Origin of the sequence: Sphingobium sp. SA916 (assembly GCF_002894065.1) — a bacterium.
In the GTDB taxonomy this organism is placed as follows: domain Bacteria; phylum Pseudomonadota; class Alphaproteobacteria; order Sphingomonadales; family Sphingomonadaceae; genus Sphingobium; species Sphingobium fuliginis.
Genome location: NZ_LXYF01000093.1, coordinates 1 through 10,712, shown reverse-complemented (window position 1 = coordinate 10,712; position 10,712 = coordinate 1). Strand labels below are relative to the sequence as shown.

The 10,712-nt window shown below is 61.0% G+C and carries 8 protein-coding genes and 4 pseudogenes; 6 read left to right on the top strand and 6 right to left on the bottom strand.

Annotated elements, in window-relative coordinates; all coding sequences use genetic code 11:
• A pseudogene (locus A8G00_RS23045) lies at nt 1–80 on the top strand (integrase catalytic subunit); the annotation flags it as partial.
• A 34-nt stretch (nt 81–114) separates the two neighbouring features.
• Here A8G00_RS23045 and ribB read toward each other — a convergent pair.
• Together ribB and A8G00_RS23035 are read right to left on the bottom strand one after the other, a co-directional pair.
• Nucleotides 115–894: pseudogene (ribB, locus tag A8G00_RS23040) on the bottom strand (3,4-dihydroxy-2-butanone-4-phosphate synthase); the annotation flags it as partial.
• A 17-nt stretch (nt 895–911) separates the two neighbouring features.
• A complete protein-coding gene (locus A8G00_RS23035) occupies nt 912–2,591 on the bottom strand; it encodes a class I adenylate-forming enzyme family protein (protein WP_253258066.1) in 1,680 nt (559 codons plus the stop codon).
• A gap of 291 nt (nt 2,592–2,882) precedes the next feature.
• Here A8G00_RS23035 and A8G00_RS23030 point away from each other — a divergent pair, with 291 nt between their 5' ends.
• The 4 genes from A8G00_RS23030 to A8G00_RS23015 are packed head-to-tail and all read left to right on the top strand — an operon-like array spanning nt 2,883 to nt 6,479.
• Nucleotides 2,883–3,992, top strand: coding sequence for an LLM class flavin-dependent oxidoreductase (locus A8G00_RS23030; protein WP_103001793.1), 1,110 nt, complete (start codon nt 2,883–2,885; stop codon nt 3,990–3,992).
• 38 nt (nt 3,993–4,030) lie between these two features.
• Nucleotides 4,031–4,882: a crotonase/enoyl-CoA hydratase family protein gene (locus A8G00_RS23025; RefSeq protein WP_103001792.1), complete on the top strand. Its 852-nt coding sequence runs from the start codon at nt 4,031–4,033 to the stop codon at nt 4,880–4,882.
• Between the two features lie 15 nt (nt 4,883–4,897).
• On the top strand, nt 4,898–5,833 hold the full coding sequence (locus A8G00_RS23020) for an SMP-30/gluconolactonase/LRE family protein (RefSeq protein WP_103001791.1): 936 nt from the start codon (nt 4,898–4,900) through the stop codon (nt 5,831–5,833).
• A 52-nt stretch (nt 5,834–5,885) separates the two neighbouring features.
• Complete coding sequence (locus A8G00_RS23015) at nt 5,886–6,479, top strand: TetR/AcrR family transcriptional regulator (RefSeq protein ID WP_103001790.1); 594 nt, start codon at nt 5,886–5,888, stop codon at nt 6,477–6,479.
• Nucleotides 6,480–6,571: 92 nt separating this feature from the next.
• Here A8G00_RS23015 and A8G00_RS23010 read toward each other — a convergent pair whose 3' ends face one another.
• On the bottom strand, nt 6,572–7,699 hold the full coding sequence (locus A8G00_RS23010; protein ID WP_025550334.1) for an LLM class flavin-dependent oxidoreductase: 1,128 nt from the start codon (nt 7,697–7,699) through the stop codon (nt 6,572–6,574).
• Nucleotides 7,700–8,033: 334 nt separating this feature from the next.
• Between A8G00_RS23010 and A8G00_RS23005 the strand changes: the two genes are divergently transcribed.
• Nucleotides 8,034–8,681 (top strand): TetR/AcrR family transcriptional regulator, encoded by a 648-nt coding sequence (locus A8G00_RS23005; RefSeq protein ID WP_103001789.1) that lies wholly within the window; start codon nt 8,034–8,036, stop codon nt 8,679–8,681.
• 122 nt (nt 8,682–8,803) lie between these two features.
• Here the strand turns inward: A8G00_RS23005 and A8G00_RS23000 are convergent.
• The 3 genes and pseudogenes from A8G00_RS23000 to A8G00_RS24900 all read right to left on the bottom strand — a co-directional run.
• Nucleotides 8,804–9,027, bottom strand: a pseudogene (locus A8G00_RS23000) (IS481 family transposase); the annotation flags it as partial.
• Between the two features lie 7 nt (nt 9,028–9,034).
• Nucleotides 9,035–9,651: pseudogene (locus A8G00_RS22995) on the bottom strand (integrase core domain-containing protein); the annotation flags it as partial.
• Nucleotides 9,652–9,859: 208 nt separating this feature from the next.
• Entirely contained in the window at nt 9,860–10,432 is a 573-nt protein-coding gene (locus tag A8G00_RS24900; protein WP_146032641.1) for a hypothetical protein, read from the bottom strand.
• Between the last annotated feature and the right edge of the window lie 280 nt (nt 10,433–10,712).

The following is a 10,712-nucleotide window of genomic DNA, read 5'->3' as shown; positions in this document are numbered from 1 at the left end:
CGACACCGCCATATCCGGCCTCCGGTTCCGCTTCGCTCCACCTCCGTCCGGATATGGCGGCGATGGGCTTAATACACTAACAAACCAATCGGTTCACTCGGCGGGGGCAGATCACACCTGATGGACGCGCACCAGCGTCTCGCGGTCGGGCCGTACCTCGCCTTTGACCAGCGCGACATGCTCGCCGCCGTCGATCTGGTTGCGATAGACATGGATGGTGAGCTCGCCGCCATAGAAGCTGTGGAAAGGGGCGCTCGCCACCTTCTGCACCAGCTTTTCGGAACGGCGGCGATAGGCGATGAGGTCGGCGATGGTGCCGACCTTGAGGCCATGTTCCTTCGCGAAGATGAGCAGTTCGGGCAGGCGCGCCATGGTGCCATCGTCGTTCATCACCTCGCAGATGACGCCTGCCGGGGTCAGGCCGGCGAGGCGGGAGATGTCCACCGCCGCTTCGGTATGCCCGGCGCGCACCAGCACGCCGCCGTCGCGCGCCGTCAGCGGAAAGACATGGCCGGGCGAAACAATATCATCCGCCGTCTTGGTCGGATCGACCGCGACGGCGATCGTATGAGCCCGGTCCTGCGCCGAGATGCCAGTGGTCACGCCCTCCCGCGCCTCGATCGAAATGGTGAAGGCGGTGCCGTGGCCCGACTGATTGTTGACCGTCATCGGCGGCAGCTTCAGTTGCTCGGCGCGGGCCTGCGTCATGGCGAGGCAGATGAGGCCGCGCGCATGTTTCGCCATGAAATTGATCTGGCGGGGGGTTGCGAACTGGGCGGGGATGATGACGTCGCCCTCATTCTCGCGGTCGTCGGCGTCGACCAGAATGTAGGGCAGGCCGTCGATCGCGTCCTGGATGATGTCCTCGATCGAGGAAATGCCGTCGGTCGTCATGGTTCTTCTCTTTTCCGTCATTCCGCCTGCGTCGCGACCATCGCGAGCGCCATCTCCTTCAATCTGTTCTTCTGCACCTTGCCGGTGCCGGTTTTGGGCAGATCGCTTTCCGCGATGAACCATATGTCGCGCGGCATCTTGTAGCCGGCGATCTTCGGGGCCAGCCAGTCGCGCAAGTCCTTTTCGTCGACTGCGCCATCCTCCGTGCGGACGATCCAGGCGCATCCGGTCTCGCCCCAGCGGTCGTCGGGCATGCCGATGAAAAAGGCCTGCGCTACCGCGGGATGGGTGGTGACGAGCTGTTCCAGTTCCTTGGGCGACACCAGTTCGCCCCGGCTCTTGTACAGTTCCTTCGACCGGCCGGTCAGGAACAGATTGCCGTCGGGGCGAAACTGGCCGAGGTCGCCGGTGCGGATCCAGCCACCAGGCAGGAACAGCTTCGCTGTCTCCTCGGGTCGGCGGAAATAGCCCAGGCTGTTCATCGGTCCGCGCGTGCAGAGTTCGCCCGATGCCCCATGGGGAAGGTCGGCGCCGGTTTCCGGGTCGATCGTCTTGAATTCGCAGATGCGGCCATCCTGCTCGGGCAGGCCGGCAACGCCCGCCATGACGATGCAACCCTGGGTTTCAGCCACCACGTCAATAGGATCGCCCGGCTGGGTACAGACGATCGTCGCCGTCACTTCGGTCTGGCCGTAGCTGGTGAATATTTCCTGGCAGCCAAAGGTCTGCTGGATGTCGCGCCAGACCCAACTGGGCGTCGGCGCGGCGGCGCTATGTACGGCGGTCAGGGAGGACAGGTCGTAGGATTGCTGCTTGGCCTGCTCCATCATCGCGATCGTCATGGTCGGCACGCCCATGAGATAGGTGGCGCGGTGCCGCTCGGTGGCGGTCAGCAGCGCATGCGGATCGAAACGCAGCAATGGTACGATGGAACCGCCGACGACCATGCCGGAGAGCAGCCCGACGACGAGCCCGAACCCATGGTAGAGCGGCAGCGAGAAGACTGCGCGTCGCCCATCCGCAAAAGCCTGATGATAGGCGCCGGCATAAGCCGCGCGCAGGAGATTATCGTGCGTCTGCATGACGCCCTTGGGCGATCCCGTAGTGCCCGAGGTGAACATGATGACGGCCGGATCATGCGGTTGCGCCGGATTGGCCGGCGCCGTCCCATGCGGCAGGGCGGCGAGAAAAAGCGATGGCTCAGCGTCGTCATAAATGAAACCAGCCTTGAGTTCCGGTAGCACCGCGCACCGCCCTTCACGCCAACCGGGCAGCTGTGCATCGAGATCGCGATCGAACCGTCGCGATCCAAAAGCCGCCATGCTGATGAGCAGGGAGCAACCGGACTCGCGCAGTGCATAATCGACCTCCGCGATCCCGTAGAGCGTGTTGATCGCCACGGCGACCGCGCCCGCGCGCCAGATGCCGAACAGCAGCGGCACGGTGATGGGGTAATTGGCCATCAAAAGCCCAACCCGGTCGCCATGGCCCACGCCGAGCGCCGACAGGCCACCCGCGATGCGCGTCGCCTGCGCCTCGACATCCCCATAGGTCAGGGTCTGCGCATCAGTGATGACCAAGGGACGCGCTGCAAAATCGGCCTGAATCCGGGTCAGATAGGCGTCGAGCGTCATCTCGGTCCAGGCTGGGTGCCGGTCGGCCATGGCTTGGCGCCGAACCGCAATGCTGTCGTTCACCCCTCAGATTCTCCTCTGCCTAATTTTTATTATGATGCAAATTTGTTTGATCGGCGTCAAGTCTCCCGGGATTTTCCATTTTCGCCATGCTCGGCTAAGTGCCGTTGTTCACTGATCAGAAGAAGGAATATATCATTAACTTACAACAGCTTAGGTTTTATTCATTCCCGCTATCCGCCATTGCGACCGAGTGCCGCGACCTATTTTTGGGGAGGAACTGAAGCGAAGGGCTTGCCAAATGAACCTAATTACAATTAGTCTGCTCTTAAGCGATGCTTGTTGGAGGCGAATATGGACGTGGGATTGGGACTGACGTTCCAGAATCTGAAGGACCGGGTCAGCGATATCGATGTGTTTCGGCACGAATTGTCGCTCGCGGCCCGCGCGGAGGATCAGGGCTTCGATTCCGTATGGACGCCCGAGCATCATTTCACCGGCTATATGATGACGCCCAACGTGCCGCAGTTTCTGTCCTGGGTCGCGGCCAAGACGCAGCGGATCAAGCTGGGCACGACCGTGACCGTGCTGCCCTGGCAGAATCCTGTGCGGATCGCCGAGAGCTTTCTGCTGCTTGACCAGTTGTCCGAAGGCCGGGCGATCCTGGGTATCGGCCGGGGCTTGGGCAAGGAGGAGTTCGATGGCTTCGGCGTGCCCATGGGCGAGGCGCGCCAGCGCTTCCGCGAATATGCCGAGGCGCTGCTCGATGCGCTGGAAACCGGCGTCATGGAATATGACGGCGCCTATCTCAAGCAACCCCGCGTCGAACTGCGTCCACGCCCCTATGCCAGCTATCGCGGCCGGGTGTTCGCGTCGGCTGTGTCGCCGGAATCGGTCAAGCTGATGGCCAATCTGGATGTCGGCCTGATGATCATCGCGCAAAAGCCCTGGAACCGGGTCGAGGAAGACATCAACAGCTATCGCGAGCGCTTTTTCGCGATGCAGGGGCGGCCTGCGCCCAAGCCCGTGGTCGTCGCCTTTTGCGCGGTCCATGAGGATGCGGCCAAGGCACAGGAGATGCGCGACAAATATCTGGTCGAATATGCCCGCTCGACATCCTCCTTCTACCAGTTCGGCAACAAGGAATTCGCGTCGATCGAAGGTTATGAATATTATGGCGCGCTGGCCGCCAGCGTCGAGAAGAACGGCATCGACAAGTTCAACAACTTCCTCGCCGACCTGCAGATATGGGGGCGTCCGGAAGAGGTGCTGGAAAAGCTGAAATCGATGGTCGAACGGTTCGACATCGGCAGCTTCATCATTTACACCCAGTTCGGCGACATGCCCTTCGAGGTGGGGCGTGAAAATTACGAACTGTTCGCGCGCAAGGTGCTGCCCCATCTCAAGGATATTGACGTGTCCGCACCGGTTGCGCCGCCCATGGGCGTGCAGACCGTCGCCTGAAAGGATCGGCTCAAGCCGGCATAGAAGAGGAGGGTGGCATGGCGGACGAGGCGTCATTGCTTCTGTACGAGGTGCGCGATGGAACGGCCTGGATCACGCTGAACCGACCGGAAAAGCGCAATGCGCTGAGCGAGCCTTTGCAGGAGCAGCTGAACGCGCGACTGTGGGAGGCGGATGAGGATAATCGCGTCCATGCCGTCGTTCTGCGCGCGGCAGGGCCGGACTTCTGTTCGGGTTACGACCTCCAGAAATATGACCAGCCGATCCCGGGCCAAGTAGACCATCGGCGCGGCCGGGCGAAGTTCGACGACGACGCCTGGCATCAGGAGCGGGCGCAGCGGCTGCGCATGGCCTTGTTCGACATGCACAAGCCGGTGATCGCGCAGGTGCATGGCCGCTGTCTGGCCGGGGGCACCGATCTGGCGCTGCTGTGCGACATGGTGATTTGTGCGGACAACGCGCTGTTCGGTTTTCCGCCGGCGCGTTCGCAGGGGTCGCTGCCCAGCCATATGTGGCTTTATCTGGTCGGGCCGCAATGGGCCAAGCGGTTGCTGCTGACCGGCGATTCCATTCGGGGTGACGATGCCGCGAAGATCGGCCTTGCGATGAAGGCTGTGCCCGCCGACCAGTTGGACGCGGAAGTCGAAGCGCTGGCGGCGCGGCTGGCGCTGATCGACGCCGATCTGCTCAGCGCCAACAAGCGGATCGTCAATCTGGGCCTCGAACTGATGGGCGCGCGCACCATCCAGCGCATGGCGGCGGAAATGGACGCGCGGGGCCATCTGTCGGCCAGCCGCAGCCAGTTCAACGAAACGGTGCGTACGCAGGGGCTGAAGGAAGCGGTGCGCCAGCGGGACGAACCGTTCGGTGACCCGGTCGTGAAACTATAGGGCGAGGATGGAGCGATGATGGAAGGCGAAGGCTGGCGCTGCTTGTGGGACGCCAAAGCAATCCTGGGCGAAAGCACCATCTGGGACGCGCGCGACGGCTGCATCTATTGGGTCGATATCGAAGCGCCCAGCGTCAACTGGTATCACCTCGACAGCGGCGTCAAGGGAAGCTGGACGACCCCCACCTGGATCAGCGCGATCGCCCCGCGTGCGTCCGGCGGATTTATCGCTTCCTGCGCGGACGGTTTCGCTCATGTCGATCCCCGGGCGCAGGTCTATCGGCCGATCGTCCAACCCATTTCCAATCCCAGGGTTGCGCGGCTCAACGACGGCGTCACCGATCGCAAGGGGCGCTACTGGTCGGGCTCCTGCGATTCGAGCCAGTGGGACGAGAGTACCACTGCGGAAGACAAGGAAAGCACGCTCGGCGACTTCGATACGCGCAGCACGGGCGAACTCTATCGGCTGGACGCGGACGGCAGCGTCAGCACGCAGGAGCGAAATATCGTCACCGCCAACGGCCCCGCCTTCAGCCCGGACGGGCGCACCGCCTATGTCAACGATAGCATGCCATTGGTCAGCTGGGTCTATGACGTGGCGGAGGACGGGCAGCTATCCAATCGGCGCGACTTCCTGACGTTCAGGCCGGAGGACGGCTATCCCGACGGGATGGCGGTAGATGTGGAAGGCTGCATCTGGATGGCCTTCTACGAAAGCTGGATGCTGCGCCGCTTCGCGCCCGACGCGACCCTGATGGAGGAACGCAAGCTCCCCGTGCGGCGCGGCCTGCGTCCGGCCTTTGGGGGGACGGACCATAGCCGCCTGTTCCTGATCACCGGTTCTCAGGGCTATGGCGCGGAGGCCTTTGCGCGCGAACCGTTGGCCGGCGGGCTGTTCGAAATCCTCGATCCGCCTGCGGCGGGCGCGCCGACCGTGCCTTTCGCCGGTTAGGCGATTGTTGCGCGAGGGCTTTTCTTCCCCGCCGATCCAGCTAAGAGGGCGCATGGCACAAGCAGATAACGGCCGAACGCGCATTCTGGATTCGGCCGCCGCAGTTCTTCGGCAAAAAGGGCTTGCAGGCGCAAAGCTCAGCGAGATCGCACAGCGCGCAGGCATGCTCGCGCCCAGCATCTATCATCATTTTCCGTCCAAGGACCATCTGGTCGAGGAGGTGATGATGGAGGGTATCTACCGCAACAATCGTCACATCATGGCGCGGGTCGAAGGGCTGGGTGCCGCCACCGCGCCGATTGTGCGGCTGCGCGCGGCGATCGTCGCTCATGTCGACTTCCTGCTGGCCGGCGATGACTATTCATCGGCGGTATCGCGCATCTTCGACGACTTGCCTGAAGAGATGCGCAAGCGGGTGCTGGCCGCCTATTCCAGCTTCGACAATTACTGGCGCGACCTGATCGTCGCCGCGCAGGCGGACGGATCGGCGAGCCAGGCGCTGGACGCCACGGTGGTACGCAAGTTCCTGATCGCCATGCTTGATTCCTGCGCGTCCTGGTATCGTCCCGGCAAGCTCGGCCCCATGCAGATCGCGGAACAGGCTGCCGACCTTCTGCTCAACGGGTTTGCCGCCGAGAGGCCATGACCGGTGCTTTTTCGCTAGTCGGTTTCAAGGATAAGGGCGGAGGATCGACGATCCTCCGCCCTTGTCTATAATAGGCTGGATGCGACCTTGGGTCAGGCCGGAACGGCCTCCCGCGTGCCCGGCAGCTTGACGCGTGGGGCGACCTCCTTCGCCAGCAGTTCGAGGGAATAGAACCAGGGTGATGGGTCGTCATAATAATCATGGGCTTCGACCTGGAGCGTGCCCCAACCGCCGCATTGTTCGAACAGCGTGTTGAGCTTGTCGACGACCGTATCGGGCGATCCGACGACGAAGACATTGTCGACCAGGAATTCCAGATCCGCGTCCTTGGGATCGATGCCCGCATCCTTGGCGAAACCATCCATCATGCCGAAGCGGTGCCAGATCGGGATAAGATACTTGCTGAAGCAATAGCCGATTGGACCTTCCATGACGAGCCGCTTGGCCTCTGCGTCGGTGTCGGCACAGAAGACGGTCTGTGAGACGGCGTGGCGCTGGCGATCAGGAGTGAAGCCTGCCTTGATATTGGCTTCCGAGTAGATTTCCCAGTGGCGCTTGAGCGCGTCGAGGCCGGAGAAGATCGACACCGGCTTGAAATTCTTCTCGCCCGCCAGTTTCATCGATGGAGAATTCTGGCTGAAGCCGGTAACGGCGAATTCGGGGAAGGCGCCGTTCCAGGGCGAGAAGTCGGCGAGCATATGCTGTTCATCGTCTTCGGTCTCTGCGGGGGCCTCTTCGGGATAGCCCGCATCCCAATATTTACCTTCATAGAAGAAGGGTTCGCGCTTCCAGATCTTTTCCATGATGGTCAGCGACTCGCGCACCATATCGTTCAGCATCTGCGGCTCTGCGTCCTTGATGCCGTGGATATAGGATGCCTGCGGATAGGCGCCGGCGCCGATTCCCATGAAATAGCGGCCTTCCAGGATCTGCGACAGCCAGCCGACCATGATCGCGAGCTTGGCAGGATGCTGATGCGGCAGGATGTGCGCCATCGGTGCGAACTTGATATTCTTGGTCTGCAGCGCCGCGGCGGCCATGATCAATTCGGGATTGGGAATATTTTCCCAGATTTGCGACGCATGTTCAGAGATCATCATCGACGTGAAGCCCGCCTTGTCGCAGGCCACCGAATTCTGGACGCCCCATTCGAACGTCTGCCGGGCGGTGCGCCCCGGCCGCATATAGGGGTGGAAGATAAGCCCGGTTTCCATCGCCATGAAAGTCTCTCCTTGCAGTATAGAACCATGGCCGCCGTCTTTGCGCGGCATAGGAGCCGATGGCTGTCTAATGGTGATTAGGGAATAGCGGCGAGGTGGATTTTAAGTCAAGTGTAAATTTTTTTCACAGCCACAGCCGCCAGATCGGCGGAGGCAGGCCTGCTTTGGGGAAAGGGGTGCCATCGGGAATTTCGCCCTTCCCGCTTGCGAATTCCGCGTAAAACCGGCACTCTGGCGCAAAAGGTTGCCTGAGAAGCCCGCGTCTCATGCAAATGATCTCGCTCAAGCGAGAAGATAATTTTAAAACAGGTGTAACATTCAGGATCGTTGCTCAATGGTGGATGAGTGCTTTGAACATGAACCGTCGGAGCCTCTCGACGGCAAAACGCGGCTGATTCTGGCCGGGGAGCGGCTGTTCGCCAAAGGCGGCATCCATGGGGCATCCATGCGCGAGATTGCGGCGCAAGCCGGGCAAGGCAATCATGCGGCGGTGCAATATCATTTCGGTTCGCGCGAAGGACTGGTGCGGGCCATATTCGACTATCGCATGGAGCAGATGGAAGAGGCGCGCGGTGGGATGTTACGCGATGCGGAGGCGGCCGGACGGCTAAAGGATGCGCGCACCTTGCTTGAAATCGTGCTGCTGCCTCAGCTTGATCTGCAGGATGCGGACGGGAACCACAGCTACGCAAGCTTCCTCAGCCAATATCTGTTGCAAAGCCGGTCGCCCGAATTCGGCGATTTCAGCGGATCGGAGCCGCCCAATCTCACGCGCGCGCTTCGACTGTTGCGCGACAGGGTCGATTATTTGCCACCCTATGTCGCTCAACGACGGCTGATCAGCATCAGCCTCATGTTCCTCAACATATTGGTGCGCCATCATGGTACCGAAGAGGAGATATTCGGCGAGACGTTCGCGGAGGCGCTTGAAGATACGATGGAGCAGATCGTGTCCGTCATGTCCATGCCGCTGCGCTTCTAGGCGTTCAGTCCCGGCATCTGGTGGCTCGGATTGAGGATGAAGCGGTCTGGCTCTGAAGTCCAGATCTTGGCGATATATTCGTGGGGTGTGAGATCACTGGGGTCTTGAGCCTGCGACTGAAATTGGAGACAGCGGTGCAATGCAGATCGCGTCTGGTGCAGGATCGATGGTTGCAGCGCATAGAGGCAGTCGTCCAGCGGCAGCAGCGTGTGGCGCCGGAACGCGACCACTATCGCTTCCTCCGCCTTGGTCAGGGTTGTTGAATGAGGGGCTTTCGGCTTGGTCTTCAAATCCTCGACCGTCTTCCGCTTACGCTACTTCGCCACAGTCTTGGGTTGATCCCCAGCTTCCGGCTAAGCGTCGCGAGCGAAGCCTGCGATCGCTGTATTTCTGCTCGGGCGGCGTGCGTGGCCTTGGCGCTCCTGACGTGACCCCCAGGTTCCCATCAGCGCGGGTTGAAGCCGGGCAGCTTTGTTGCGCATGAGCGCGGGTTGAGCAATGGCCTGCGCAGTTCAGCGGCGAAGGCCACAGGGGTTTGGTATCCAAGGGATGAGTGCGGCCTCTCCTGGTTGTAGTCCTCTGCCCAGGCGAAGATCACCATGCGGGCATGGTCCAGGCTCAGGAACAGGGTCTCGTTGAGCAACTCGTCGCAAATGCGGCCGTTAAAGCTCTCGCCATGGCCATTCTGCGTCGGCTTGTCCGCGGCGATACAGTGCCATTCCACCCCGACTTCCCCGCAACAGGCGAGGACGGCGTTCGAGGTTAGTTCGGTGCCGTTGTCGTTGACAATCATCCCAGGCTTGCCGCGTTGGGCGATCAGCTCGCTGAGCTCGCACACCACCCGACGCCCCGGGATCGAAGTGTCCGGCACCGCGCGCAGGCACTCGCGGGTTACATCGTCGATGATGTTGAGCACCCAGAACCAGCGTCCCGTAGCCAGCTGATCATGGACGAAGTCCAGGCTCCACCGCTGGGTAGCGCCACCACGGGAGCCGGTGCCCGTGCGCCGAGGCGCGACAGATCAACGGCGGTATAAGGTTGCATCGGCCATGGCGCCCATGTCGGGCGGGGATCGTTGAGCGCGCTACCACCTGCATTTGTAGAGGCGGCCTCTACAAATGGAGCGAAGTTCCTCCGGATATGCGATGCTGACGCAAATCAGGAAACATCCATTGTCGCTATTTCCGAACCCTGGAAAAGTAGATGATAAACTGTCCTGTTTCTTCGGAAAAAACGACCTTGTCAGTCAGGGCGTTTGCCTTGCCCAGAGCATCGACAAACCCACTGCCACGCAAATACTCAGCGGCCTGGGCGCGGTTATATGCGGAGGCGTCAGTTCTCAACTTCCCTCGTGCTTCACAGACAGTCGCGCCGCATCTGACATCCAGTGGCGTCGAACTTGCGAGTGCGGGTATTGTGTGAAGCGCGCTTCCGATATCGCTTTCGGTCTTGCCGGCCCATTCAGTATCTCGCGTCTGCTCTGCAACGCGTGGTTGTTCTGCCTGATCGATCGGTATGGTTGAACTGGCGAGAGGGGATGATTGAGGCAATACTTGCGGAACGGTCTGAATGTCGCCCGCAGAATCGGAGGGGGCGGCTGAAGGGTTGCCGGCGGGGATAAGTATCGGATTGAACTGATCCTTGGTGTCCAACCGTTGCCCGTTCACCAGCAGAAGCCATGATACCGAACCTATCGCTATGATTGCTGCAGCAATTGCTGGCCAATGCAACATCTTTTTCCGCAATCCCATCCTCCGCTCATCAATTGAAGCGCAAAAAGGTGAAAGCAGCGTCCGACTGATTTAATCGACTACGCTGCTTCCACTCACCTGTTGAAGTCCGTCGTTACCTTTACTTACCGGCAGCAGGTCCTGGTTGACCATCGCGCCCGAAGGGATGCGTCGTAAATTGTCTGTCGTCAGAACATTTGGCGCAGATCGCGGCGTAGATTAGCGGAGCGCGGGCCTCGTCCTGGGGTTGATATTAAGCGGCGAGCTTGCGGTGCTGCAAGCGTCGGTGTTCGATGGTCTT

Bases quoted from the DNA above. Each gene is read 5' to 3' on its own strand.
- A8G00_RS24900 (WP_146032641.1), bottom strand. From the start codon at position 10,432: ATGGGATTGCGGAAAAAGATGTTGCATTGGCCAGCAATTGCTGCAGCA.
- A8G00_RS23020 (WP_103001791.1), top strand. From the start codon at position 4,898: ATGATGGAAGGCGAAGGCTGGCGCTGCTTGTGGGACGCCAAAGCAATC.
- A8G00_RS23015 (WP_103001790.1), top strand. From the start codon at position 5,886: ATGGCACAAGCAGATAACGGCCGAACGCGCATTCTGGATTCGGCCGCC.
- A8G00_RS23010 (WP_025550334.1), bottom strand. From the start codon at position 7,699: ATGGCGATGGAAACCGGGCTTATCTTCCACCCCTATATGCGGCCGGGG.
- A8G00_RS23030 (WP_103001793.1), top strand. From the start codon at position 2,883: ATGGACGTGGGATTGGGACTGACGTTCCAGAATCTGAAGGACCGGGTC.
- A8G00_RS23025 (WP_103001792.1), top strand. From the start codon at position 4,031: ATGGCGGACGAGGCGTCATTGCTTCTGTACGAGGTGCGCGATGGAACG.
- A8G00_RS23005 (WP_103001789.1), top strand. From the start codon at position 8,034: ATGGTGGATGAGTGCTTTGAACATGAACCGTCGGAGCCTCTCGACGGC.